This is a genomic window from Citrobacter sp. wls716 (assembly GCF_005280975.1).
GTDB classification, from domain to species: Bacteria; Pseudomonadota; Gammaproteobacteria; order Enterobacterales; family Enterobacteriaceae; genus Citrobacter; species Citrobacter youngae.
On the sequence record NZ_SZWX01000031.1, the window covers coordinates 1 to 22,414 of the forward strand.

The following is a 22,414-nucleotide window of genomic DNA, read 5'->3' on the forward strand; positions in this document are numbered from 1 at the left end:
CAGGTGGCCAAATTTACTGTGCCACTACATACGCATAACATGCAGCGGCATCTGGGCGAGGTTTGAGGACAATACATAGATACAGGCATATACCGCCGCCAGCTTCATCGCTGTTTCAGGGCTTACATATACATCTGCTCTGAAAAGCCCCTCAGTATCAACTGCATCGCCAGTTATTGGTGTACCGGGATTTTCGAGAGATTCACTTCTGAACAAAGCATCAAGCAGCACGCTTCCCCCTTCTGGCCATCGCCAGGGCACCCAGCAACAGCAGGCCGCCCGAGAACATGAGCGCCGGGGCCAGACCAAAACGCAGGTATACCCCGGACGTGAGCAGACCGAAACCGGCCAGCCCGATAACATCGGTAATAAGTGATTTCATAGAATTAAGAGGTCGTCGTCCGGATCAAGGGATGAGAGGAAATCGCCAGGCTCTTTCAGCATTACCCGTCCAATCGCCATGATTTCTGCTACTGCACCATCGATTTTGTTTTCATTCTGCTCCTTGATTGGCTTCACCACGTCGTCATTACCCGGCAGATACTTACCTACGACGTTGCTGATACACCAGCTCATAATCGGGTTTCCGTCGTGATGAAAGCGGCCTGACTCAATGGCTGCTTCAAGCTCCTTCATCGGATCAGACATATTGGTGTAGTTCTGGATGATAGTGACAGGGTTCAACCCCTCGTCAGCCAATTCATGGGAAAGGCCGGTTGCGCCAAATGGGTCAATCGGTGATTCACTGACTGGGTTCAGTTTGTTTGCCGCTTTTGCCTCTTCGAGGATGTATCGGTAATCGACTTCAGCCCCATCGGTCACAGTGAGTAACCCCATTTCGACCCACTTCTGAAATCGCTCCGCAGTACGACGATCTTCATTTTTTTCAACACTGAAAACCGTGTCATAAGGCACCCAGAACCGAGGAGCAACACTGTAGTAATGTGTCTTGCCGTCGATCTCCCTAGTGAACAACCGCGCCATACTGTTCATATCCAGCTTGCGCGCCAGGTCAAAAGCCAGAACACATGGTTGACCTTCGAACATTTCCAAGGTCAGGGTTTTATCTTCGCAGTTCTGCCAGGATACCAGGTTGAAGAAAGCTGCCCGGGCAGCGACCCAGATATTGAGATGCTTGGTTTTGAACACGCCAGCCTGGCGAGCATTATTGATAGCACGCTGTTGCTGGCTTAACAGAAAGTCGCGGTAGACTGAGACACCCATATTCGGGTTGGCTTTCTCAAGCACCTTTGGATCAGTCCAGTCGTCACCTTCATCAACCGTATAGATCACGCCAAACAACTCGTCGTTGGGTACCGTGCCGTTCAGCATTTCAATCACTTCACGCCGTTTGTCGTAGCATGGACCTTCAATGTTGTAACCTGCTGTGGTGATCGCCCACATCAGCGGTTGTCGACGCGCCCCCATACCCGTCAGCATAGTGGTGTAGAGCGAATCTGTTGGGTGTTCGTGATACTCGTCGACAATCGCACAGTGCGGTGAAGCGCCGTCCCCTGGGTTACCAATCAGCGGCTCAAAACGCGCGCCATCTTCTGGCCGGTTCAGGTTGGACGCATTAACTTCGATCCCGAACGCTTCCACCAGCAGCGGTGTGCGCTTACACATCAGGCGAGCTGGTCTGAATACTTCCCACGCCTGCTTTTCAGTTGTGGCTCCGGAATATACTTCAGCGCCAAACTCGTTATCACAGGTAAAACAGTACAGTGCCACACCCGCCGAAATGGCCGATTTCCCGTTTTTACGCGGTATCTCCGTGTAAACCTCGCGAAATCGACGAAGCTTCGATCCTTTCTGGACCCAGCCAAAGGCGCAGCACACAATAAACAGTTGCCATGCCTCCAGGGTGATCGGCATCCGCTTGAATGCCCACTCTCCTTTTGTATGTGGCAACAACTGGATAAATTTCGCAGCCTTTTCTGCCATATCTTTATCGAAGCGGTAACGAAATTTCTTACTCTTTTCAGCCGCCATGTCATCGATATGACGCTGGCAGGCCTGAATGACAAACTGGCACGCCGGAATTTTCCCCCGCACAACGTTGCGGGCGTATTGATTCGCGGCGTTTACGTTGGGGTACGATTTCCGGCTCATGAGTTGATCATCTTCAGGAATGGGTTAGAGGTTTTCTTCTGTCCGGCAAGGCCGATCAGTCGCTGACGACTACTGGGGTCAAGGCCAAGCATGGAGCCGGTAGAACTCATCTCCGATTCCTGCTCTTTCTTTGCGGTTAGCTCAGGGTTTTTTATCTTCCCCCCCATAGCACCAGTGATGGACAGCCCATCTCTGGCGATATTTTTAACCGCCCTGCGCCAGAACTCATAGGCAACACACCAGCGCTCAAGTACGGCAAGATCGGTAACACACAGTAATCCCTGACCACATAATTCTTTTGTGGTCAGTTCCCACATGACGGCCGCCATTGGCAGACCGTCATCCTCAGAAAACCAGTCAGGTGGTGCCACACCTTTAATCGGTGTGAATACAGGTTCCTCTTTATTCAGGGCTCGTTTGCCGGGGTTCCCTGCCAGCTCCTTGCGCGCCGTTGGCTTGGGGCGACGCCCGGAACGCCCCGCCGTTCCAGCCATAAGCGACACTCCTGGTTAAATTTCATTTTTCGCGGGTATAAAAATACGAGGAGGCGGGCAGTCCCGAAGGCACGCGGTCTCAGAGATTTGACCTCCCCCTCCCCTGCCCGATGATGACAATTATTCTCATTTGAGCCGCTCACGCGCGGTCTTCGCGGCGTGACATGACCAGCAGAGGCTTTCAAGGTTGCTGTCTTCATCAGCACCGCCGTGGGCCTTCGCTTTGATGTGGTCCACGCAGGACGCCTGCTTCACGATCCCCTGCCGCAGATGGTTCTGACACAGCCCTTTGTCACGCTTAAGTATCCGCTCCCGGATAACTTCCCACTTTGTTCCGTATCCACGCTGCTGTCGTGATAGACCTGGCTTGTAGGATTTCCAGCCTTCACCTTTGTGATTTTCACAGTAGCCAGATGGGTCTGTTGTGGTAAAACGGCAGCCGCGAACACGGCAAGCCTTTGGTGTTCGTGGTGGCATTAATAACTCTTCGATGGGGGTACGTGTTATGGGCTTAAAAAACCTCGCAAAGACGAGGCTTCTTGATATTAATGTTAATGATACTTGCCCATTTAGTAATTGGGCACCCAAATTACCTCATCCCCTTGCTTTTCTCGCTCCGAGATCCAGTCGTCTATCCTTCTGTTAAAGTCCTCAACATCTGCGTCACTACAGCCACTACCAATGAATATATCCGTCCATTCCTTTGCGTAAGGACCTGCGCCTTGGAATGTTTCAGTACCACCAGGATGTTTTATTTTCCTTACCCGAACTGTTGCCATTATGCCCCCTTTAGATAGAGGAAAAACATTATCACAGGTGCATAGCAAATGCCTTATGCAAGGCCATCATCTCACTGGTTGAGGCCCTACTATTTATTGTGATCATTCCGGCCATGATTTTCCTTAGTTTCCCCGTTATGATGTTAACTCAGCTCATCAGTGGAGTGACACTAATGCACCCATCAGATGAGGGATGACTGATTACCTCTGATAAGGATTATTATGGCTACCACCTCTTGCCCAAAATGCTCCTCAACAAGATTTGAATTAAAAGAACATCCTGTTGCTAACAGTAAATATAGAATTTTATTTATTCAGTGTTCTTCATGCGGTGCTGCAGTTGGAACTACGGAATATCAAAATACGAACTCCCTTATTCATAACCTTGCAAAAAAACTTGGATTTAGCATTTAAGCCTGAATAGCAGGCATTTTGTTAATGCCTGCTGTAATGCTGCTAGTCGCCGAGTTGCAACACACCGTGATCCAGTGACCCGGAATAGGCAATCAGCCCGGTGTACTCAGGGATAACCTCACCATCATCAGCTTCGAACTCAGGGATTGTCCCGGTAGTGATGGTGTATTGTGGCTGGCCATCTTCTTTCGCGAAGGATGCCAGGTCTTCAATCTGCTTAGCTGTAAGAACTACTGTCATGCTCATTCCTCAGTTGTTAAAAAACCCCGCTATTGCGAGGCCGATATATTTGTTTTGATGTTGCTGATCTATGGAAAAGTGACACCAAGAACAGAGAGAGCGTTTTTCTTTTCCTCGATACGTCTATCCAGTTCAGCTACTGCATGCGGACGTATGGCCTCAAGAAAGACATTATCCTGATAGGTTGACTGGATTGTCACACCAAGCCCTGCACAACTTTCCAGTATGCTTTTCTGTCGCTGTAGCTCTTTCATCTCGTTATAGATGTAATGCGCGTTACTTAGGTTCTCTACGTTCAAGACCTGACTCCTTCAAGCAGTTAGCCTGTACTGATTTGTTGTGCGCCAGAATGTCCCGCTTCGTCTGCTTATCCAGCACGGCAATGTCGTGCTCTGTGAGGTAGATGATGTTCACCCAGTCACAGGCAGTGTCCGTTACTTCAGGTTTTGCGGGTATATCTTTCGCGCAACTCGCGGTCAACATCGTCATCAGGAAGATGATTAACAGTCTGCTGTACATCCCTGGCTCCTTTTGTTGTTTCTACCCGGCGTTCGGCTACCGCTTCAGTAGCTGCTGCACGTTCTTCAGTGCGCTGCTGGTCCGCTTTTGTTTCGGCGATACTTGTACCGCGTGATTTACCCAGACCAAAAGCACCTGCTATTGCAGCCAGCACAGCAACGGCCAGGCCGATAATCATTTCAAGTCCCATAGTGACCTCATACCAGTGCGGCTTTTGCTTTGGAGTAACGTTCACGGCGGTCGTTAATGCCGTTCTGCCCGCCGTTAATAATCTGCGTTACACGTTCCACATCACCCGAATACATCAGGCAACCGCGTAACGTGAAGTACCACGCCGCCGAACGAGCCGCATGTCGCTCCTGCGTTAGCAGTTCCGGCGTACTGACAAGGTCAAGTTTCAGCGCCGCACCGCATTTGGTGTAGTTCTCACGACCAGTGATTTGAAGCAGTCCACGACCGCGATATTTCCAGCCGTCACCCTGGCTGTTATTCCCCATGCGGTCACCGTAAACCAGATTGGCTATTTGCGGCTGGTGAGCGACCTGCTTACCATCGACACGCCCCAGCATTTCGCACTGATACGGCGTCAGACGCTTACCAAAGGTTTTCTTCAGCCCCTCAACCGAATAGTTGAAGCTTTCTACCAGCGAGGTAAAGCCATTGGATTCGTGCCCGACTTGTGCAATGAACATGGCTTGATCATTAACCGCTGTAATTCCAAACTCTTTCATTGCCGCATCAATATGCGGAAACCAGCGTGCAGAACCCCCGGCGCTGATACCAGCCGCCTGCTGAAATTGTGATTTGTTCATATGTGTACCGGATTAAACCACTATTAATGGTAGGGATTAGAATTCACCTAAGATGATAAAATTCAATTTAATTTAAGTCACAATGAGACTTAAGATAAATCCTAATGGTTTCATCTTCTTTGCGGGTTGTGGCGATGTCGTTGCGACTCGCTTTTTTATTTGTGAACAGCATCAATGAGCCGCGCTACGTTACCTCTGACGGCGGCCAGCACAGACAGGAAAATAATGTTGGCCCCAATAGTGGCCCACGATGAGTAAGGGTAGATACCGCACAGATACGCCAGCGGTACGGCACTATAAATGACCGTAAGCAGCCAGGCTAAGCGAGATATCCAAGGTCGATGCCGGGAATCACCGCGACGGTAAAACATCAGGGTCAACACTACCCCAGCGCAAAGCAGCGCATTGATTGTTGCCGATGGGTCATTTAGTACCACCTGAACCTCCCCGGCGCGTTATCAGCGCCACCAGCGAGCCGGCATCCTGATTATTCAGAAACGTCAGGATTTTGACAGCTAAAGCAGAAACGATTACGGCTCCGATAGCGTCCAGAGGCTTATCACTGTAACCAGTCCAGTCAGCCAGCTTTGAACCAACCAGCCCTGAGCAGATGATCCCGGCGATGTAGGACACGACAAAATACGCCAGCCGGCGCGCTGTACTCAGGTCCGCGGCGGTTGCAATGTAAAATACAGATCCGGCAAATGCGCCAAATACCACGCCGTAATCGGTTCCGGAAAGAAATCCATAGACACTGGCCCCCGTCAGGACACCACCAGCCAGTCCAGTACCGGAAATCGGATCGGACATTTAGCCCCCCTCTTTATTGCTGTGAGTCCTCTCAGAAATGAGGGGAAATAGGTTCAGGCTTCACGGGCTGGATTTATCAACAAAGCACGTAGCGGATGATTCCCGTGAGCCTGAAATGAAAAAGGCCACCGTGCGGCAGCCTCAAAGTAAGCAGGATTGTTTACATAGGTGGGGTGAGAGGACTTTCTAACACCTCTGCTTCACCGTTAAGGCAAATGTCATCGCCACTTGTAACTCGTAGTGTTATGTTTTCTAACACTCAACAAGGCATTTTTCTATGTGACTTATTCCTGTGAACCTCATCAAAATCAAGAGATATAAAAATGATATCATTTTGTAGTCTTTGATATAACACTAAGAAAATAATTAATTCACAAAAAAAACATCTTCCTCTTTTTTGATTCCTTCTTCCGTTCTCTGTAATAACAATTCAATTTGTTTATAAATTTCTATTTTGTCAACATTAGCTTTAGGGTCAAAAAAACTATCAGAAATATATTTCATGATTTTAAGAGATTCCGCAAAATTTTCATTGCTACCAATCAAAAGTTGAATGTAGTTGTGTTGGCGTTCTATTTGATGTGCCAGTTCTAAAATTTTTGCGTAAACTTCTTCTGGAGCATTTTCTAACGAACAATCATTCCCAGCCAGTTCACGTTGGATATGAATAAGCATAATTCCTGAATCAGATGTGAACATAGACATTTTCATTCTAAGATTGTCTATAAAATTTTGTCTATTTATAATTATTTGTTGCCTGAGCATTTGCTCTTTATTAGCTTTTATCGCTTTGAGTGCAATTAGAGCTGGGATTGCACCACCTATTAATGTCGCTAAACCAGATAAAATTGCAGAGCCATAATCAGGAGATGATTCAACAATAATAGGTGGGATGTTTTTGATTGAAACAATTGTTGACTCAAAAAGACTAGAGTCAATTAATTTAAATGAAATACTATGCCACATAGCGCCTCCGGTGTAGGGGGGCTATGTTATCAAAAATCCCGCACTTATAGCGGGATTTTTATGTTTGTTGCTCAGTTTACTTTAATGTCCCGAGCCTACCACAATTTAAGCACTTACTGGCTCATCTTTCAAATAAAATTTGCTGCTATCTGTGTCGAACGCATCACAAAGTGGTGCGTAAAGCATCGATTCCGCAAGACTTACCCATGTATCAATTCGGCGGCGGCAGGTCATGAAGGTCCATTCAGGGTGTTTTTGCTGTAGCTCAGTTGCCATCTGGCGCTTGCTCTTGCGCAGGCGGTGACGGTCAACGATCACGCCATAGAGAGAACGGTAATCATCATTCATCAGGACGGCAGCAATGACGCCGTCGATTTTCAAGCCCTCATCATCAGAGCAGAAGGCTAGGCCGCTTTTGTTCTTCCCTTCAAGAATCTCTCTGAAGAATGCTTCCAGTTCGGGCTTGCTGATACCCGCTTTCTTCATCCGTCGTAGCGCTTCGTTGATTGCTGTTTTGGTGATTTTCCCGGATGCCAGTAGCTGGTTAAACATGTTCCCTCCACTACCACCGCCGATATAAGACCAGCGCCCCCACATGCGCAACTTACCCTGCACCCAGATGCTTTCCAGAGTACGAAGGCGCACCATTTCACCAGCATTGCCAACTTCAGAAGGATTAATCATTAAGCTTTCTCCATTTATGCCAGCACGCCAATTGCCAGCGCTCGATCTATAACCCGAAAAACCATCACCAATTGGTCATCGTATTTCGCTTCAAATGCCACGGGATCAGCATGCAACTCGTTGTGATGTGCTCTGCACAGCGGTATCACAAATAAGTCGTGTGCTTTTGTACCCATTCCCCCCTGCCCGTGGCCAATCAGATGGTGGGGGTCGTCTGCTGGTTTATTGCAACATACGCAGGATTGTGTTTTTACCCAGCGGGTGTAAGTCTCATTTATCCAGCGGCGTCGCTTTGGCCTGAGCATGAAAGATTCTGGAGACTCCGGATCAACAGAGAGCGTGAGGATCTTCTTCGCCTTCTCCTGCACGAGGCTGGTTGCAGAAGCGGAAGGCACAATGTCGCTTTCCCTCATAACCGCGCGGATCTTCTCATCCGGAAGGCGTAGCCCCTTGTGCGCAACGCTTTCCGGAATAACATCAGCCAGGTCGTTTCTGACCATCCACCAGCACAGTTCCGGAAGCGTCAGGACATGCGACTCGGGAAAACCAGAATCACGCTGAATGACTTCCAGAATCCAGGATACCAGGTTTCCTGCCGCTATACCTGCAAGCTGCTCAGTATGCTGCCCGGACAAAGTGTGATCGCAATGCCAGCACAGGCGAATGCTTCCTGGTGGGTGCCGTATTGTTGTGAAGTTCTTGTCGTGCCACGTTGAATGTGGCCACTGGCATTCAAACCTTGAACTCAGCCACTGCTCGAGGGAAGCCAGCCCACCGGCGCGATGAATAACCCGCTCATTCTCGAAGACCTGCCGCATTACCGGATCATCAGCCAGCGGCTGAATGGCTGCGGGAACAGCCCCGGTACTGAATGACGCCATTTCTTCTGGTTCTGGCTCAAGCAGAACGCGACCGCGCATGAAGATGTGCATCAGTTCCGCACCGGGACGGAATAACACAATCCCCATACGATGGGCTATTTCAGGAGTGAGTAACGCCCTCAATTATCGCCCCCGGCCAGTTCTTTATCGTGGGTGAATTTCCCGTTCCAGGTCACCTTCATCGGAAGCTTCCCTTTCAGATAGTTTTTGTAGAGCCAGATGGCCCCATCACGGAGCAGAACCGGCTGATAGGTAGTAAAGCTAACTGCTGAATTTGGAGAGACTTTGCTGCTTTTCTCGGTGAGGTATTTATCGCGAGCGTAAGATCGGACACGCCATTGCGCATTGCGCCCTTCCGGATTGTCGTCATATAACCAGTTCGCCGAAACAAGCCATGCACTAATTTTTGAGGTGTTAACGCCATTCAGACGCTTACAGAACTGCACAGGGGAAAGCCCGTCAGTGAAGAGACTCTCGAGATGCTCTATATATTCGGCCTGCTGGTGGCTGAGTGCTTCAGCCTGCTGCTTTGCCTCCATAGCGTCCGCCCAGGCTCGCGCCAGAGTGATTGGGTCAGACATATTGGGAAGCATGACACCGTGGACCTCACGGAGATTGAAGTAATGATCTTCAAGCTGCTCAAAGAAGTCCCAGGCAAATTCGGTTTCAAGCATTTTCGCATGACGGGAAGCGCCACGCTCAGTCCAGAGATAAAGGCTGCGAGCCTTTGATGATATTTGCACACCGCTGAAAGAGTTGCGCAAATTTTCGACTTCTTCACCCTCAATTCGGAAGTAATGCTTACCCTCAACAAAACGCATTTTGTTGCGGTTAAAGTTATTAGTGATGTTTTGCGCTGTTGTACCGTAACCGCTGGCTAGTGATTCCGTAGTCACTACACGCTGATTGCGATAAGTGATCACCGGCACCGACGAATGATTAACGGAAATTACTGATGAAGTGCTATTTTTGGGCGTAGCAGTGCCCATAACATGATGATTGCTCATATTATCTCCATACTCTGATTGTTGCGACGGGCCTGCACGCCCGTTTCGCTTGCACTTTCCGACATTACTGCCATAACGACCAATATTCAACCCACAGCTGGACATATAACCACCTCTTTTTTATATGCCGTTATGGTTATCTCAACTTTTCCCTTCGGTACTATTGGCCCCCATTCCACCAGCATGCGCTTAATCTGGCTGTCGTCTTCCCAGACACCCGCATGCGTCAGCGCGTCAAACAGGGCTTTGTTGTAATTATCGATATCCCGGCGGCGCGCATCCGGCGGGTACAGAGTGATTTCTACCGCTGCCAGTTCAGTCGATGGCTTCGGGAGACGTCGTAATTGCTCAATGATCGCCACGCAGGTAGCGCTCTGGTATTTACGACCATCAGCGCTAATGAGGTGACGACCGGCCAGCGGCCCCTTGTTAGGGGCGCGCCAGTAAGTGTTCACGCTCGGAGGAAAAGGCAGGATCAATTTCACGCGGCCTCTCCCCGCATATTGCGAACAAGTTCAGAAGCTGAAGTAATGATTTCGCTGGTGGCCGTTCGTTCCAGCCAGAGGCGATTGATGTTGGCTTTCAGTTTGTTCTGCTGGGCCTCGCTCAATACATCAACACCTTCCACCTGGTTAAACACCAGACCAACTTCGAGAGGCCAAATTCGTGACTCAGTTTCCGGTGGTGCTACTGGTTCCCTAGCTGCCTGCATTGCAATTGTTTGCTCTTTACCAACGGCGAATTGAGCCAAAGCCAGAAACGCCCGCCCTTTTGCCTCCAGTTCTGAACGGTTCATATAGCTGAACCGCTCTCCACGCCATGACTTATCGAATACAGCTATGGCACCAGCAAAAAACGCGCTGGTGGGCTTCTGTTTTTCGTCAGCAGGTATAAACCACACAGGCAGATCGAACCCAATGCGCCCACGGATGAATACGATGTGATCGGCATCTTCCGGCCACCACGTTTCGCTCGGCGCAGCTTTTATCAGGAATACATAACTCCCGCCCTTTTCGCGCTGGGCTGCTGCGTAGTTCATGATGTGCGTCATGCCGGTGATCGCCTGTTTCTCGTGGTACTGCGAACGGCTATACGGTGGGTTGCCATAACCAGCGCCACCCAGTTCTGCAAGACGTTCAGACCAGTCCTGCGTCAGCGCATTATCTTCGGCGGTGTACCATGCCGGGCACTTCGCGTTGTCGTCGTCAGCAAACAAGTCCAGAACTAATGGCCCAAATAGCGCGTTGATACCCCAGAAAAGCAGATCCGGTGTCCGCCACTGATCGCCAACTTCTTTCAATTCGTGGGCTGGTTGGCTACGTAGTGCCGCCAGCGCCTGGCAATATTTGTTTAACGTCATCCTCTGAACCCCTCTGGAATCGTTGTATCAACCGGACCAAAAGCCATCACATCGCGCTTTTTCGCACCCCAGTCTGCGCGTTTAGGCCGTCCTTTCTGATCCCAGCGGGTAGCGCTTTGCAGATAGCTCTCGAATTTCTTCGGGCCAAACAGCGTTTCCGGGCGCATGTACTGGTACTGCTCGTCGTTCTCGTGCCAGTGCTCATGCTTCAGGTCGATAACCAGTTGCAGGTCTGCAACGCTGTACCCCTCACGCAGTCGGGCACGAATGTTCTCCAGGGATGTTTTTGATTTCTGATACCGGGATCCGCTGATCTGGTTCAAATGGGTCAGAACCAAAATTGCCTGGTCGGTAATCACAACTTCAGGGTCTGGTTGCGCCGCAACCGGACAAGAGGGTTTTGAAGTTACTTGTGGATCTTGTGTTGATTTTACTGACGGATCCCCGCCAGATTCTGACAGGTCAAAACCGCCGTTTTTGCCAGATTTCGACGGGTCATTTTTTGATGCGTCAGATTTTGATGCGTCAGATTTTGATGTGTCAGAATCTGACAGTTGAGAAAATGCGGCTGCCTGAAGTTTATCCACATTCAGGCGGTAAACGTTCGACGCATTACGGTTACCATTACGGCGCTGTGTACGCGTGAGCCAGCCATCTTTTTCAAGCTTAGCGATTGCCGTTCTGATAGTGCTCGGCCCAGCACCAAGCTGGCGAGCGATAGTTTCAATGGACGGCCAGCACACCCCCTCATCGCTGCTAAAATCAGCCAGACGAGCCATGATCGCGACACTAGACAACTTCATGCCCGACGCCGCGCAACCATCCCATACGTAGCCGGTTAATTTAGTGCTCATGATCGTCCGTTATCTCCCTGAACTTTTGCCTGAAATGCTCAAGTGGGCTGAAGCATTCGTGTGGATAGCCATCACGCAGGTAGATGACACGCTGTGTTTCTGGCTCCCAGCGGATAACACGGACTGGCACTCCGCGGTGGTCTGTGAACCTTCGGTTAAGTTCGCGCACAGGCGTTTTGCCCTCCGGTAGTAGACCCCCACAATTACAGAGGCCTGACTGTGGTTACATGACACCCAGCGATTTGATACTTTGCATTCATACCGAAACAGCGGAAGACCCGGAACCGGGATCATTCGTAGTTGCGGTAAGTGAGGATTTACGATTAAATTGCTCATGCGGATTATTTCTCCATACTCGAAGAGTTGTTCGCCAAGGCGCCCGGAGCTGCACACTCGCGGGCGTCACTCTTTTTTGCGACACAAAAAACTCGGTAAAGTAGCGTGACGTGTTCCTGAAACTTCGCTATCACCTGGTAGCTGTTCTCTTCAATCTGAGCCCGTTCTTCAGCATCGATCACCCCATCAGCTGTAGCCTTACGCACAAAGGTAGAATGACGGCCAATCCATTCAATTGACTCCATCAGGCGCTGGTTGATATCGGCGTTATCCAAATCATCAACATCTGCCAGTGGTACAAAGACGCCATGAGAATGACGAGCAACAGCATCAGCAATATGAGTCGAACCACCAGCGCGCTGTAGAACCATCGCCCAGCCCAATGGGAAGATCTGATCGCCGTCAATTCTGAGGCGGTTAAACAGCGCGTTTTCTGTTACCCCCAACCATTCCGCCGCTTCGGCGTAGCCACCAGGCAGGTCGGTAATCGTTTTTTTAATTGCGACCACCAGCCAGGCTGGCTGACGATCGACTTTCCAAATAGGTTCGTTACCCACGGTTAACCCCTTAATTCTGTGGTTATAATCACGCAGCCGAATGGCTACGCTTTTCATAAAGTGATTGGTCTACTTTCAAATCACCTTTCGTCAGCGCTTGGATCTCAAATGCTCGTCCCTTTGGAATAATTTCATCCCAGCCCGACACGGATGCATGAGAGATATTCAACGCCTTAGCGGTTTTCCCTACGCCACCGAAGTAAGAAATAACGTCATTCTTTTTCATTTTTCCCTCTGGAGTTAAGTAATGCAGTGCACTGATAGTAGGATATCTTACATTTAATGGTCAAGCACTCCTACATCATATAATGGTAGGATTGCCTACATGAAAATGAATGATCGAATCCGAAGCAGACGAAAAGAGCTCAAGATGACGCAAGCTGTCCTGGCAAAGCTTGTCGGGGTTAATCGCGTCACCATCACCGGGTGGGAATCCGGTGACTACAAACCGGGTGGTGAAAACCTCCAGGCGCTGGCGGCTGCATTAGAAAAGACACCGCAGTGGTTACTGGATGGAAAGGATGATGGAAGTCAGCATCCCCCAACCATGGACCCAGAGCAAAGATTCGGAATTAGGTCAGTTCCCGTTCTCACATGGGTACAGGCCGGGGAATGGACGGCCAATAGCGGAGCGATCACAGAGCGGGACATCCATGACTGGGTCTATACTTCGGCTGCCGTTTCTGAAAGCGCATTTGCACTCATTGTTCGCGGTGACTCGATGACTAACCCTACAGGTGCACCAAGTATCCCCGAGGGTTCTATTGTCGTTGTAGAACCTGATTTTGGTGATGCCAGTCAAGCTAATGGTAAAATTGTTATTGCACAGCTTATGGGAAGTGATGAAGCCACGATTAAAAAGTTCGTCATTGATGGGCCGCTGAAATACCTAGTACCTCTCAATCCCAATTACAGGATTTTAGAAGTGAATGGCAACTGCCGATTGGTAGGGTTAGTAAGACAGGTAATAATGGATTTATAAGAAAACCGGGAATACCCGGTTTTTTTTCGCTCCTCAATGTAAGTTATCCAACATTTTCACTTGACCTCAAATAGTAAGTTATCCTACATTAATCACATCAACAGCGAACAGGCAGGACGCCCACGAAGTAGCCGCCGGTGGCATATGAATAACCGGATGATTCGCTGACAGGTGTCTTCGGGAGGGGTTGCGAAGCTGGCTTGACCACCAGCAACAGAAACTCAGCCACGATACGGAGCCGTTAACCCACGGCGTGGAGTGTAAATACCGTAGGGGTTGTAGCTGGTTGGTCCCCAGCGCCCCGCCCGAAGATACCTACCACCGCGCCTGATGTGGTTAAAAGCAGGCCAAAGCAATAACAAGTAACTCCCTGTTCTGGCGGCCCGGTGTTTTCCCGTTTGTCCGGTAACCGCCAGCCTTTTTCAGGGCACAACAGAAAAGGGCATCACCGGGCGACGGGCTCATAACCCAATCCACCCGGGCAAAAGAAAGCGGTCTCTGCAAGCCGCCGACCAATGCAGGTGCCCTTCTCTGTTGTGTATGGAGAAAGTTCGGCGGTGGCAGCCGCCTTAACGAGGGTAAAACCATGAGTAATGACCGCATGACCGTAGTGCCAGATTTTCTTGGCGAACTGGATGCCGGCGTGTTCATGAACAAAATCGCGGCAGCACTTAATACCACCGCGCTTGGCGTTCTGAACAACGGCAACAAAGGCAAAGTAGTCCTCACCTTTGATTTTGAGCGCATGGGTAATTCCGTTGAAGAGAAACGCGTCAAGATCAAGCACAAGCTGAACTACAGCACCCCTACACCGCGTGGTAAAGCCTCCGAAGAGGACACAACCGAAACCCCGATGTGGGTCAACAAAGGCGGGAAGCTCACCATCCTGCAGGAAGATCAGGGGCAACTATTCGGGATCACCGGCGCGGTGGACGGAAAGCTTAAAGCGGCTCAGTGATCCGCAGTAACAAACTCACTGATACCACTTCGAACATCAGCAAATAAGGAATTTTTATGTCTCAGTTAGACAGCGGTACATTTCAGCAGGTAAAAGACCTGGTCCTTTCTGGCTACCACCTGAATGATATTCAGGATCTGGCTTGCCCGACCGCATTGCTTCCAGCGGGTACTGGCGTTGAAAGCCTTGAGCGCTTTTCTCTGGAGCGTTTCCGCTTCCGTGGTGCCATGACCACAACCAGTATTGACGACTTCGCACGTTATTCTAAAGGTTACGCCAGCGACAGTGAGCCAGCTCGTTGCTTCATTGACGCCGACAACATGACCGCCCGTTCAGTGTTCAACATCGGCACCCTGGATAATCCCGGCCACGCCGATAACGTTGCTTCAATAACCCTGAAGAAAACCGCCCCGTTCCGCGCGTTACTGCAGATCGATGGTCAACGTTTGAAGCAAAAGCAAATCGCTGAATGGCTGGAAGACTGGAGCGATTACCTGCTGGCGTTTGATGCTGATGGTAATACGATGCAGATTTCCCAGGCAGCTCAGGCTGTGCGTCGTATCACTATTCAGCAAGCAACACAGCAGGACCATGAAACTGGTGATTTCGCTGGTAAAAGATCGCTGATGCAAAGCGTTGAAGCAAGCAGCAAAGACGTAATGCCTGTGGCGTTCGAGTTCAAATGTGTGCCGTATGAAGGTCTGGGCGAACGCCGCTTTAGCTTGCGTAACAGCCTGCTGACCAGCGATGACCCCTGCTTTGTTCTGCGCATCGTCCAACTTGAAGCACAGGAAGAAGCGATCGCCAACGAATTCCGCGATTTACTGATCAGCAAGTTCGATGGTGAATCAGTGGAAACGTTCATCGGTAACTTTAAAGCGTAATTGCTCTGCATTAAATCCCCGGCGCCGCGGGGATTTATTGAAGCGTAATTCCATTAATTATCGCCAACCGGCGAGGGATTCGTGCAACCAAAATCTGCGCGGTGCAGCGCGCCAATATGGAGAAAACCATGAGCTACATTCAGACATTATCCGGTAAAAAATTTAACTACCTGACCGCCACAATCGACGATATCGATGTTGAGGATATCGCGACTGCTCTTTCCAGCATCTGTCGATTCGCTGGGCATCTGCCAGAGTTCTACAGCGTGGCCCAGCACTCTGTGCTTGTAAGCCAGATTGTACCGCCAGAGTTCGCCTTTGAAGCGCTGATGCACGACGCTGCGGAGGCATATTGCCAGGATATTCCTGCTCCGCTCAAAGCCCTGTTACCTGACTACCAACGCATGGAAACTTATGTTGATGGTCTTATCCGCTTTAAATTCGGTATCTCACTTGAACAAGCTGCTGTCGTGAAATATGCCGATCTAACCATGTTAGCTACCGAGCGCCGTGATCTGGAAATCGATGACGGTTCGAAGTGGGAAATTCTCGAAGGTATTCCCTGCTCTGATCTCGTTCAGGTTATCCCTCTCCGTCCTGGTCAAGCCTATGGCCTGTTCATGAATCGCTTTAACGAACTGGTGGAGCTGCGCCGATGCGCCGCATGAAGGTAAAAGAACTCGTTGCGGAGGCTTTTGCCTCCGTTGCTGAATTGCCACCAAAGCATGCACCGCTTATGCGCGAAGTCGCCACCAGACTGGAAGCTACGTTCGCAGCATTAAAAGAATCTCTGGTGCAACTGGAACAGGAACGTAAAGGTAAAACGCCATGACCGTATTTGAATATCTCCAGGCTCATCCGAATACCACCAGCGGTGAAATCGCCAAAGGTATGAACAAAAAGACACCCGCGGTCGCTGGCGCATTATCGCAACTCTATACCACTGGCCGGATCGTGAAGTCTGGTATTCGCAATGGTATTCCTACATACCGTATTAACGATATGCCGTTTGGGTGCAGTAACAGCTTAACCATGATGTTTAACCAGCTATTGAACACAGCCAGACAGGGAGCTGCACAATGAGTAAATCATTAAATGCACGTTGCATCCGTCGCTGGACAGTCGAATTTAAAGGTCGTTGCGATTCTAAAGTCAGTCCTTGGTGGCGTAAGCACCACCTTCGCAGTTACATCCGTGAGTGCGCCCTGACAACTGCCGACTGCATGGTTGAGCGCATGGCAGAGGACAACGCGCTGGTAGATTTTCAGGGTAATGGTCGCGGCTGGTCACCTGAGTTTTCAGCATGGTACGTCGAACGCCGTGAACAGTATCTCAAAGAGGCGCGCGACTATCTGAACGAGGACGCCACAAATGACGAGGTCGACGATGAAATCCAGAACGAGCTTGAGGCATGGAATGACTAAAAGCATAAACCACACGGCTCACGGTCCTGTATCAATCGAGCGCCTGCACCAGATACGCGAACACCTGAAGCATGATACCCAGTACTCAAACGGCGGGAACAGAGCTTACATTCTCGGTGATATGTTGAATGTGATTGATGAGGTGCTAGCATCGAGGAACGCAGAGCCAGTATTTTTCATCGAGGTTGACGGAGACGACTGGATTCAGGCTGGCAGGATTCCGGGCAGTATGTTTGATTTTAATAATCTGCCGGATGGCGTCAATAAGCTCTGGGCCGCCCCGCAGTCAGCGCCAGTAGTGCCGGATGAAAAACCGATGCCAGAGGCGTCGAAAATGCATGCCATAGACGCTGTAGCTGCAATCGCTGAAGTCAGGGGATGGAACGCCTGCCGCGCCGCAATGCTTAAAGCAGCACCAAAACAGGAGAATATTTAACGTGAACAATTTAATGATCGACCTTGAGTCTATGGGCAAAAGACCGAATGCCCCTATCGTCTCCATTGGTGCCGTATTCTTCGATCCGCAAAGCGGTGAATTGGGTCAGGAGTTTTACACCGCCGTTAACCTTGAAAGCGCTATGGAGCAGGGAGCGGTGCCGGATGGTGACACTATTCTGTGGTGGTTAAGACAAAGCTCAGAAGCGCGATCAGCAATCTGTGTTGATGATGCGATGCCGATATCGTCTGCCCTATCTGAACTGGGCCATTTCATTAATCGGCATTCTGATAACCCAAAATATTTAAAAGTTTGGGGCAATGGAGCTACTTTCGACAACGTTATATTGCGCGGCGCATATGAGCGCGCCGGCCAGGTTTGTCCGTGGCAATTTTGGAACGATCACGACGTCAGAACCATCGTCACATTAGGCAGAGTTGTAGGTTTCGATCCAAAACGAGATATGCCATTCGATGGGGTAGCACATAACGCACTGGCTGATGCCCGCCACCAGGCGAAATATGTTTCAGCGATTTGGCAGAAACTAATCCCAACCACCAGCAACAGCTAAAATTTTCCCCGGGTGCAGCCGGGGTAATGGAGAAATATATGCTGAGCCTCGATTGTGTTCCCATCTCAACTTATTGCAAAGAGACAGGCGAAACCCCGGATGCCATCAACAAACGAGTGCAACGTGGAGTATGGCGTGAAGGGGTTCAGGTGCTAAAGGTCGACGGCGTTAAGGAAAGATGGATTGATCTTAGTGAGGTTGCAAAATGGGCACGACAGAATCGCCTAAGCTCCCGCGCGGCGTAACCATCAGGAAACACCGCAACGGCGAAACCATCAATATTACTTTCACTTATAAAGGGGTTAAATGCCGTGAGCCCCTTTCTAATCTGGACGTAACCCCTAAAAACATCAAATACGCCGAGCGCACACTCGGCGAAATCCACAACAAGATCGAAAGGGGAACATTTGTTTATGCGGAATACTTTCCCCGTTCTACCCGGTTAAAAATTTTCGGCAACGCTGCCGCAGGCAAAACAGTGAAGATGTACCTGGACGAGTATCTGGTTATCTGTGAAACGAGGAAACTATCTCCTTCAACAATTGGCGGATATAAGAAATGCCGAAGCGCGCTGTCATCACTTCATATTTTTCCTGCAAGTGAGTTGACGCCGGCCGCGCTGAAGACATGGATCCAGAACCAGAAAACAACATTGAAGACTATCCGAAACCAACTGTCATTCCTGCGTTCTGCTTTGGATGAGGCAGTGACGGATGGTGTGCTTCAGATTAACCCTGTATCACTAGTAACAGCCTCACGATACCAAAGTGATAAATCAGAGGCAGAAAGTAGTTATGTGGTTGATCCGCTATCACCAGCAGAAGTTGATTCTTTGCTCTCTGCTGCTGGCAATAAGCAGTGGGAGAATCTATTCCGATTCGCGATACAAACAGGACTGCGTAGTTCCGAATTGTGTGCTCTTCGTTGGCGTGATATCGACTTTGTAGGGAAGACTGCACACGTTCAAAATGCCAGTGTAGTTGGCGTCATCAAAGGAACAAAAACAAAAGCCGGTACGAGGAAAGTAGAACTGACTGAAGAGGCATTGGCAGCTCTAGCCAGCCAGAAACCATTCACTTTTATGAAAGATGAAACAATCTTCGAAGATCCAAAAAGTAATAAACCGTGGGCCAGTGCTGATGCGATAAGAAAAAAAGCATGGGTGCCTACTCTACGTAAAGCAGGCATCCGCTACCGTAACCCATATCAGACAAGGCATACATTCGCCACAAGCCATATCAGTCGAGGAACAAACTTGTTCTGGCTGGCGACGCAGATGGGCCATAAGGGACCAGAAATGCTATTTAGACATTATGGCAGATATCTAAAGGAGTACGATAACTCAACGTCCATAAATCATTTGCATAGCCAAATCAAATAAATAATAATCCCTGCACTGATTCCAATGTGGGGATTCCACAATGACCCTTGATAAAATACTTAGCTACATCTCCTCATTTGGTACTTTTATTTCGGCGCTCGCAGCACTCTATGCTATATGGCTAACAATATTCCAACGTCGACTGTCATACAAACCAGTATTGATAGTTAGTGACATTCCAATAAAATCAATATCTAAAGACAGAAATACGTTTAGTATTGATTGTTTAGTTGCCAAGGATGCCATAAGAGCAAAAATAAATAACATTGGTCTAGGTGCAGCAACATCTTTAAAATATCGCTGGGAGTACGATTATAAAAAACAAATAAAAGAATATCAATTTTGCTACCTTAATAATAATGGCAAAGAAGATGATCTTTGCATTATTAGCGAGTCATATGGGTTTGTAAACTTTAAGTCTGAAACTAATGATATGACCTTCTCAGAATTAGAGCGTAATATGGATGTGGACTTTATATTACCTTATAACTCTAAAAAAGAAGGCACTGAATTAAACGTCCCATTCCCAGCCTTAATTATAATGTCAAACATACTCTTTACACATTTCACAAAATTAAATAGTGAAGCTAAAAAAATAGTTGGACCTAAATTAATAGTCGAGTATCAAGACTTAGAAGGAAAAGTCACTGTGAATGAATGGCAATCACAGATGGAGCTGACATATATAACCTTTGGGAATCCAAAAATTCAGTCCCAATGGTCTATCAGATTTACTCCAGTAGCAAAAAAATGGACACACAAGGGATTACAAAAGATACGCAAAAGCTACGTTGATTTTATGAATGAAAATACTCTAAATAAAAACAAATAGTTAGATTATTTCGGACGCTGGTTCAACTCCCGCCAGCTCCACCAAACATTCATTCATGATGCATCATGAACCTTAAAAAAGCCTGTAACTTCAACGAGTTGCAGGCTTTTTTGTTGCATGTGTGGTCATGATCTCTGTATGAATCTTGACCTTTTGGCACCATGTTTAGCACCACGGTATCGTGGGGCTAAAAAAGCGTGGTGCTAAAACATGCCTAAGCAACTGAAACCCTTAACAAATGTGGAGATCGCTGGCGCGAAGCCCCGTAGCACGAATTATGAGCTACGGGACGGTGAAGGCCTGTACTTGCTGGTTAAGACTTCAGGGAGGAAGGCCTGGCATTTCGAGTATTATCATCCCGTCACCAAAAAACGCACCAAAACCAGCCTTGGCCCTTACCCGGTCGTTACACTGGCCATGGCTCGCGAAACTCGCACGAAATACAGACGACTGCTCTGGCAGGGCATCGATCCCCGTCAACACTTAGCAGGAATAGCCGAAGAAAAACGCATCCAGAATGAATGCACACTGGAAAAAGTTGCGGAACAATGGCTCAAAGAGAAGAAACGGACCAGCGATCTTAGCGAAGATCACGCCAAAGATATCTGGCGTTCGCTGGAGATGCACGTCTTCCCTTCTCTGGGTAACACGCCCGTCACCGAGATCCGCCCGAAGATGCTCAAGGAGCACCTCACCCCGCTGGAAGAACAGGGCATCCTCGAAACACTGCGGCGTGTTATCTCACGGCTCAATGAAATCTTCCACTTCGCCATCTCCGAAGAGCTTATCGAGTTTAACCCAGCAGACAACCTGGTCGCCCGCTTCAAGAAACCGAAAAAGCAGAATATGCCCGCCCTTCACCCCAGCGAGCTGGGCAGACTGATGCTGGCGCTACAGAACGCCTCTATCCGCAAGGAAACCCGCTGCCTTATCGAATGGGAGCTACTGACCTGGGTTCGCCCCGGCGAAGCCGTTAGCGCCCGCTGGTGCGACATCGATATGAAAAAAGCGGAATGGCGCATCCCCGACACCTTTATGAAGATGAACCGTTCGCACACAGTGCCGCTCAGCAAACAGGCGCTGCGCGTTCTTCAGGTTATGGAGCCCGTCAGTCGCCATCGCCCGTGGGTGTTTCCCAGCATCCGCAAACCACTGGAGCATATGCACCAGCAAACCGCGAACGCCGCGCTTATCCGCATGGGGTTCGGCGGCGAGCTGGTCGCCCACGGCATGCGCAGCATCGCCAGAACGGCAGGAGCAGGTCATTTTCCCCGTGAAGTCCTGGAGTCTGCGCTGGCACACCAGAAAGAAGACGAGATCGAAGCGGCCTACAACCGCAGCGACTATCTGGAACAAAGGCGGCCTCTCATGCAGTGGTGGGGAAACTACGTTGATGCTGCCAGACGGCAGGCATTGCTCGGTGAAGAAGAACCGCTGCGGATCGTGGAAGGAGAATAACGTGACCAGTCCCATTCGTCAGAATCTGTTTGAACGGGAATGTGATATGCCGCTGCTGGAAGCGCGGCATCTCGCCCTTTTGCTTCTAGGCCTCGATGCTTCCCAACCGGCAAATGCCCTGCCGGAAGAACATCAGGAAAATTATCGAATCCTGCATGACGCCATCAGCCGAACCATCAAAGCCACAGGCATGGTCAGCGCCCCGGCAAATAAACGCATGTTCTATGCCGATGAGATGTTCGCGCTGGCCTGGCGGCTTATTGATGAGGAACTCACTCCGCCAGAAATTAAGGCCCGCAGCCTGAAGGCGGTGATGAAACTGTCGCGTCACAGTCGCGGCCGCAAATGGCTGAAGACACTCGGCGATGACGCGCTGCCGGATCTCACTGCTTCCGCACAACCTTCCCAGCGTGGGATGCATAAACGCGACAAGGCACGGGAGAATACTGCCCGACTCTGCTGGCTACTGGTTCAGCTTTTGGTTGAGGAGACTGACGGGCGTTATGGGACGTCGGATAAACCGGCTTCGGATGGGATACTTCGAAAGCTGAAGGCGCTGGCGCAGGAGCGGGAAGTGCCGTCGGATGGGCTTGGCCGGGGGACGTTTTATGAGGTGTTGAAGATGGGAAGGCGGGAAGAAACTAAGTGATTTAAATAAGGAAA

Annotated in this window: 36 protein-coding genes and 1 pseudogene; 14 read left to right on the plus strand and 23 right to left on the minus strand. The window is 49.6% G+C overall.

The features are described from left to right. Window positions 1–30: 30 nt before the first annotated feature. The 23 genes and pseudogenes from FDX24_RS10025 to FDX24_RS10130 form a co-directional block, all read right to left on the minus strand. Window positions 31–231 (minus strand): annotated as a pseudogene (locus FDX24_RS10025) (phage portal protein); the annotation flags it as partial. Then, window positions 221–382, minus strand: coding sequence for a hypothetical protein (locus tag FDX24_RS23435; RefSeq protein ID WP_049015455.1), 162 nt, complete (start codon window positions 380–382; stop codon window positions 221–223). The gene FDX24_RS23435 and the pseudogene FDX24_RS10025, both read right to left, overlap by 11 nt. Beyond that, window positions 379–2,112, minus strand: a complete 1,734-nt coding sequence (locus FDX24_RS10030; protein ID WP_137364218.1) for a terminase large subunit — start codon at window positions 2,110–2,112, stop codon at window positions 379–381. The genes FDX24_RS23435 and FDX24_RS10030 overlap by 4 nt, the downstream gene beginning before the upstream one ends. After that, on the minus strand, window positions 2,109–2,606 hold the full coding sequence (locus FDX24_RS10035) for a phage terminase small subunit P27 family (protein WP_046669959.1): 498 nt from the start codon (window positions 2,604–2,606) through the stop codon (window positions 2,109–2,111). The genes FDX24_RS10030 and FDX24_RS10035 overlap by 4 nt, the downstream gene beginning before the upstream one ends. Before the next feature lie 126 nt (window positions 2,607–2,732). Further along, entirely contained in the window at window positions 2,733–3,083 is a 351-nt protein-coding gene (locus FDX24_RS10040) for an HNH endonuclease (protein WP_088583017.1), read from the minus strand. Between the two features lie 92 nt (window positions 3,084–3,175). Next, window positions 3,176–3,385: a hypothetical protein gene (locus tag FDX24_RS10045; protein WP_075848471.1), complete on the minus strand. Its 210-nt coding sequence runs from the start codon at window positions 3,383–3,385 to the stop codon at window positions 3,176–3,178. 456 nt (window positions 3,386–3,841) lie between these two features. Then, on the minus strand, window positions 3,842–4,039 hold the full coding sequence (locus FDX24_RS10050) for a hypothetical protein (RefSeq protein WP_137364219.1): 198 nt from the start codon (window positions 4,037–4,039) through the stop codon (window positions 3,842–3,844). A 68-nt stretch (window positions 4,040–4,107) separates the two neighbouring features. After that, on the minus strand, window positions 4,108–4,338 hold the full coding sequence (locus FDX24_RS10055; RefSeq protein ID WP_137364220.1) for a hypothetical protein: 231 nt from the start codon (window positions 4,336–4,338) through the stop codon (window positions 4,108–4,110). After that, window positions 4,316–4,522: a hypothetical protein gene (locus tag FDX24_RS23690; protein WP_116360799.1), complete on the minus strand. Its 207-nt coding sequence runs from the start codon at window positions 4,520–4,522 to the stop codon at window positions 4,316–4,318. Before FDX24_RS23690 ends, FDX24_RS10055 begins: the two co-directional genes overlap by 23 nt. After that, window positions 4,479–4,748, minus strand: coding sequence for a hypothetical protein (locus FDX24_RS10065; RefSeq protein ID WP_116360800.1), 270 nt, complete (start codon window positions 4,746–4,748; stop codon window positions 4,479–4,481). The genes FDX24_RS23690 and FDX24_RS10065 overlap by 44 nt, the downstream gene beginning before the upstream one ends. A 7-nt stretch (window positions 4,749–4,755) precedes the next feature. Continuing rightward, window positions 4,756–5,370: a glycoside hydrolase family 19 protein gene (locus tag FDX24_RS10070; RefSeq protein ID WP_116360801.1), complete on the minus strand. Its 615-nt coding sequence runs from the start codon at window positions 5,368–5,370 to the stop codon at window positions 4,756–4,758. Window positions 5,371–5,525: 155 nt separating this feature from the next. Beyond that, window positions 5,526–5,807 carry a phage holin family protein gene (locus FDX24_RS10075; protein ID WP_116360802.1) on the minus strand — a complete coding sequence of 94 codons (282 nt, stop codon included), beginning with the start codon at window positions 5,805–5,807 and terminating at the stop codon, window positions 5,526–5,528. Next, window positions 5,794–6,180 carry a phage holin family protein gene (locus FDX24_RS10080; protein WP_137364221.1) on the minus strand — a complete coding sequence of 129 codons (387 nt, stop codon included), beginning with the start codon at window positions 6,178–6,180 and terminating at the stop codon, window positions 5,794–5,796. The genes FDX24_RS10075 and FDX24_RS10080 overlap by 14 nt, the downstream gene beginning before the upstream one ends. A 366-nt stretch (window positions 6,181–6,546) precedes the next feature. Next, window positions 6,547–7,146, minus strand: coding sequence for a hypothetical protein (locus FDX24_RS10085; RefSeq protein WP_137364222.1), 600 nt, complete (start codon window positions 7,144–7,146; stop codon window positions 6,547–6,549). A gap of 105 nt (window positions 7,147–7,251) precedes the next feature. After that, a complete protein-coding gene (locus tag FDX24_RS10090) occupies window positions 7,252–7,830 on the minus strand; it encodes a DUF1133 family protein (protein ID WP_137364223.1) in 579 nt (192 codons plus the stop codon). A gap of 14 nt (window positions 7,831–7,844) precedes the next feature. Further along, window positions 7,845–8,834 (minus strand): DUF968 domain-containing protein, encoded by a 990-nt coding sequence (locus FDX24_RS10095; RefSeq protein ID WP_137364224.1) that lies wholly within the window; start codon window positions 8,832–8,834, stop codon window positions 7,845–7,847. Further along, window positions 8,831–9,718 carry an ORF6N domain-containing protein gene (locus FDX24_RS10100; protein WP_233614776.1) on the minus strand — a complete coding sequence of 296 codons (888 nt, stop codon included), beginning with the start codon at window positions 9,716–9,718 and terminating at the stop codon, window positions 8,831–8,833. Before FDX24_RS10100 ends, FDX24_RS10095 begins: the two co-directional genes overlap by 4 nt. Before the next feature lie 86 nt (window positions 9,719–9,804). Further along, window positions 9,805–10,203 carry a RusA family crossover junction endodeoxyribonuclease gene (locus tag FDX24_RS10105; RefSeq protein ID WP_137364225.1) on the minus strand — a complete coding sequence of 133 codons (399 nt, stop codon included), beginning with the start codon at window positions 10,201–10,203 and terminating at the stop codon, window positions 9,805–9,807. Beyond that, window positions 10,200–11,078: a phage N-6-adenine-methyltransferase gene (locus FDX24_RS10110; RefSeq protein ID WP_137364226.1), complete on the minus strand. Its 879-nt coding sequence runs from the start codon at window positions 11,076–11,078 to the stop codon at window positions 10,200–10,202. The genes FDX24_RS10105 and FDX24_RS10110 overlap by 4 nt, the downstream gene beginning before the upstream one ends. Further along, window positions 11,075–11,932: a conserved phage C-terminal domain-containing protein gene (locus FDX24_RS10115; protein ID WP_137364227.1), complete on the minus strand. Its 858-nt coding sequence runs from the start codon at window positions 11,930–11,932 to the stop codon at window positions 11,075–11,077. The genes FDX24_RS10110 and FDX24_RS10115 overlap by 4 nt, the downstream gene beginning before the upstream one ends. Beyond that, window positions 11,922–12,101: a DUF4222 domain-containing protein gene (locus FDX24_RS10120; protein WP_137364228.1), complete on the minus strand. Its 180-nt coding sequence runs from the start codon at window positions 12,099–12,101 to the stop codon at window positions 11,922–11,924. The genes FDX24_RS10115 and FDX24_RS10120 overlap by 11 nt, the downstream gene beginning before the upstream one ends. 172 nt (window positions 12,102–12,273) lie before the next feature. Continuing rightward, window positions 12,274–12,825 carry a YmfL family putative regulatory protein gene (locus FDX24_RS10125; RefSeq protein ID WP_137364229.1) on the minus strand — a complete coding sequence of 184 codons (552 nt, stop codon included), beginning with the start codon at window positions 12,823–12,825 and terminating at the stop codon, window positions 12,274–12,276. 28 nt (window positions 12,826–12,853) lie between these two features. Further along, window positions 12,854–13,051 (minus strand): Cro/CI family transcriptional regulator, encoded by a 198-nt coding sequence (locus tag FDX24_RS10130; protein WP_115601843.1) that lies wholly within the window; start codon window positions 13,049–13,051, stop codon window positions 12,854–12,856. Between the two features lie 99 nt (window positions 13,052–13,150). On the opposite strand from FDX24_RS10130, the gene FDX24_RS10135 reads away from it, so the two are divergent. From FDX24_RS10135 to FDX24_RS10200, 14 genes are all read left to right on the plus strand, one after another. Beyond that, window positions 13,151–13,807, plus strand: a complete 657-nt coding sequence (locus tag FDX24_RS10135; protein ID WP_137364230.1) for a LexA family transcriptional regulator — start codon at window positions 13,151–13,153, stop codon at window positions 13,805–13,807. Window positions 13,808–14,393: 586 nt separating this feature from the next. Continuing rightward, window positions 14,394–14,765, plus strand: coding sequence for a hypothetical protein (locus FDX24_RS10140; RefSeq protein WP_001515608.1), 372 nt, complete (start codon window positions 14,394–14,396; stop codon window positions 14,763–14,765). A gap of 56 nt (window positions 14,766–14,821) precedes the next feature. After that, a complete protein-coding gene (locus tag FDX24_RS10145) occupies window positions 14,822–15,649 on the plus strand; it encodes a YfdQ family protein (RefSeq protein WP_137364231.1) in 828 nt (275 codons plus the stop codon). Between the two features lie 128 nt (window positions 15,650–15,777). Beyond that, window positions 15,778–16,317, plus strand: coding sequence for an HD family hydrolase (locus FDX24_RS10150; RefSeq protein ID WP_137364232.1), 540 nt, complete (start codon window positions 15,778–15,780; stop codon window positions 16,315–16,317). After that, entirely contained in the window at window positions 16,305–16,481 is a 177-nt protein-coding gene (locus FDX24_RS23440; protein ID WP_001253787.1) for a hypothetical protein, read from the plus strand. The genes FDX24_RS10150 and FDX24_RS23440 overlap by 13 nt, the downstream gene beginning before the upstream one ends. Next, window positions 16,478–16,732 carry a hypothetical protein gene (locus tag FDX24_RS10155; RefSeq protein ID WP_079813834.1) on the plus strand — a complete coding sequence of 85 codons (255 nt, stop codon included), beginning with the start codon at window positions 16,478–16,480 and terminating at the stop codon, window positions 16,730–16,732. Before FDX24_RS23440 ends, FDX24_RS10155 begins: the two co-directional genes overlap by 4 nt. Next, entirely contained in the window at window positions 16,729–17,073 is a 345-nt protein-coding gene (locus tag FDX24_RS10160; protein WP_137364233.1) for a hypothetical protein, read from the plus strand. The genes FDX24_RS10155 and FDX24_RS10160 overlap by 4 nt, the downstream gene beginning before the upstream one ends. Then, on the plus strand, window positions 17,066–17,509 hold the full coding sequence (locus FDX24_RS10165) for a hypothetical protein (protein WP_137364234.1): 444 nt from the start codon (window positions 17,066–17,068) through the stop codon (window positions 17,507–17,509). Before FDX24_RS10160 ends, FDX24_RS10165 begins: the two co-directional genes overlap by 8 nt. A gap of 1 nt (window position 17,510) precedes the next feature. Continuing rightward, window positions 17,511–18,080, plus strand: a complete 570-nt coding sequence (locus tag FDX24_RS10170) for a 3'-5' exonuclease (RefSeq protein WP_137364235.1) — start codon at window positions 17,511–17,513, stop codon at window positions 18,078–18,080. A 38-nt stretch (window positions 18,081–18,118) separates the two neighbouring features. Continuing rightward, the gene (locus tag FDX24_RS23695) at window positions 18,119–18,325 is read left to right on the plus strand and encodes a hypothetical protein (protein ID WP_024135505.1); all 207 of its coding nucleotides are present in this window, start codon (window positions 18,119–18,121) and stop codon (window positions 18,323–18,325) included. Continuing rightward, complete coding sequence (locus tag FDX24_RS10180) at window positions 18,286–19,461, plus strand: site-specific integrase (RefSeq protein WP_137364236.1); 1,176 nt, start codon at window positions 18,286–18,288, stop codon at window positions 19,459–19,461. The genes FDX24_RS23695 and FDX24_RS10180 overlap by 40 nt, the downstream gene beginning before the upstream one ends. A gap of 40 nt (window positions 19,462–19,501) precedes the next feature. Continuing rightward, window positions 19,502–20,293 (plus strand): hypothetical protein, encoded by a 792-nt coding sequence (locus tag FDX24_RS10185; protein WP_137364237.1) that lies wholly within the window; start codon window positions 19,502–19,504, stop codon window positions 20,291–20,293. Between the two features lie 210 nt (window positions 20,294–20,503). Continuing rightward, the gene (locus FDX24_RS10190) at window positions 20,504–21,751 is read left to right on the plus strand and encodes an integrase domain-containing protein (RefSeq protein WP_170973064.1); all 1,248 of its coding nucleotides are present in this window, start codon (window positions 20,504–20,506) and stop codon (window positions 21,749–21,751) included. Window position 21,752: 1 nt separating this feature from the next. Beyond that, window positions 21,753–22,400: a hypothetical protein gene (locus FDX24_RS10200; protein WP_137364238.1), complete on the plus strand. Its 648-nt coding sequence runs from the start codon at window positions 21,753–21,755 to the stop codon at window positions 22,398–22,400. The last annotated feature ends 14 nt before the right edge of the window (window positions 22,401–22,414 follow it).

Bases quoted from the DNA above. Each gene is read 5' to 3' on its own strand.
- FDX24_RS23435 (WP_049015455.1), bottom strand. From the start codon at position 382: ATGAAATCACTTATTACCGATGTTATCGGGCTGGCCGGTTTCGGTCTG.
- FDX24_RS10030 (WP_137364218.1), bottom strand. From the start codon at position 2,112: ATGAGCCGGAAATCGTACCCCAACGTAAACGCCGCGAATCAATACGCC.
- FDX24_RS10035 (WP_046669959.1), bottom strand. From the start codon at position 2,606: ATGGCTGGAACGGCGGGGCGTTCCGGGCGTCGCCCCAAGCCAACGGCG.
- FDX24_RS10040 (WP_088583017.1), bottom strand. From the start codon at position 3,083: ATGCCACCACGAACACCAAAGGCTTGCCGTGTTCGCGGCTGCCGTTTT.
- FDX24_RS10045 (WP_075848471.1), bottom strand. From the start codon at position 3,385: ATGGCAACAGTTCGGGTAAGGAAAATAAAACATCCTGGTGGTACTGAA.
- FDX24_RS10050 (WP_137364219.1), bottom strand. From the start codon at position 4,039: ATGACAGTAGTTCTTACAGCTAAGCAGATTGAAGACCTGGCATCCTTC.
- FDX24_RS23690 (WP_116360799.1), bottom strand. From the start codon at position 4,522: ATGTTGACCGCGAGTTGCGCGAAAGATATACCCGCAAAACCTGAAGTA.
- FDX24_RS10065 (WP_116360800.1), bottom strand. From the start codon at position 4,748: ATGGGACTTGAAATGATTATCGGCCTGGCCGTTGCTGTGCTGGCTGCA.
- FDX24_RS10070 (WP_116360801.1), bottom strand. From the start codon at position 5,370: ATGAACAAATCACAATTTCAGCAGGCGGCTGGTATCAGCGCCGGGGGT.
- FDX24_RS10080 (WP_137364221.1), bottom strand. From the start codon at position 6,180: ATGTCCGATCCGATTTCCGGTACTGGACTGGCTGGTGGTGTCCTGACG.
- FDX24_RS10085 (WP_137364222.1), bottom strand. From the start codon at position 7,146: ATGTGGCATAGTATTTCATTTAAATTAATTGACTCTAGTCTTTTTGAG.
- FDX24_RS10090 (WP_137364223.1), bottom strand. From the start codon at position 7,830: ATGATTAATCCTTCTGAAGTTGGCAATGCTGGTGAAATGGTGCGCCTT.
- FDX24_RS10100 (WP_233614776.1), bottom strand. From the start codon at position 9,718: ATGAGCAATCATCATGTTATGGGCACTGCTACGCCCAAAAATAGCACT.
- FDX24_RS10110 (WP_137364226.1), bottom strand. From the start codon at position 11,078: ATGACGTTAAACAAATATTGCCAGGCGCTGGCGGCACTACGTAGCCAA.
- FDX24_RS10115 (WP_137364227.1), bottom strand. From the start codon at position 11,932: ATGAGCACTAAATTAACCGGCTACGTATGGGATGGTTGCGCGGCGTCG.
- FDX24_RS10130 (WP_115601843.1), bottom strand. From the start codon at position 13,051: ATGAAAAAGAATGACGTTATTTCTTACTTCGGTGGCGTAGGGAAAACC.
- FDX24_RS10135 (WP_137364230.1), top strand. From the start codon at position 13,151: ATGAAAATGAATGATCGAATCCGAAGCAGACGAAAAGAGCTCAAGATG.
- FDX24_RS10140 (WP_001515608.1), top strand. From the start codon at position 14,394: ATGAGTAATGACCGCATGACCGTAGTGCCAGATTTTCTTGGCGAACTG.
- FDX24_RS10145 (WP_137364231.1), top strand. From the start codon at position 14,822: ATGTCTCAGTTAGACAGCGGTACATTTCAGCAGGTAAAAGACCTGGTC.
- FDX24_RS10150 (WP_137364232.1), top strand. From the start codon at position 15,778: ATGAGCTACATTCAGACATTATCCGGTAAAAAATTTAACTACCTGACC.
- FDX24_RS23440 (WP_001253787.1), top strand. From the start codon at position 16,305: ATGCGCCGCATGAAGGTAAAAGAACTCGTTGCGGAGGCTTTTGCCTCC.
- FDX24_RS10155 (WP_079813834.1), top strand. From the start codon at position 16,478: ATGACCGTATTTGAATATCTCCAGGCTCATCCGAATACCACCAGCGGT.
- FDX24_RS10160 (WP_137364233.1), top strand. From the start codon at position 16,729: ATGAGTAAATCATTAAATGCACGTTGCATCCGTCGCTGGACAGTCGAA.
- FDX24_RS10165 (WP_137364234.1), top strand. From the start codon at position 17,066: ATGACTAAAAGCATAAACCACACGGCTCACGGTCCTGTATCAATCGAG.
- FDX24_RS23695 (WP_024135505.1), top strand. From the start codon at position 18,119: ATGCTGAGCCTCGATTGTGTTCCCATCTCAACTTATTGCAAAGAGACA.
- FDX24_RS10180 (WP_137364236.1), top strand. From the start codon at position 18,286: ATGGGCACGACAGAATCGCCTAAGCTCCCGCGCGGCGTAACCATCAGG.
- FDX24_RS10185 (WP_137364237.1), top strand. From the start codon at position 19,502: ATGACCCTTGATAAAATACTTAGCTACATCTCCTCATTTGGTACTTTT.
- FDX24_RS10190 (WP_170973064.1), top strand. From the start codon at position 20,504: ATGCCTAAGCAACTGAAACCCTTAACAAATGTGGAGATCGCTGGCGCG.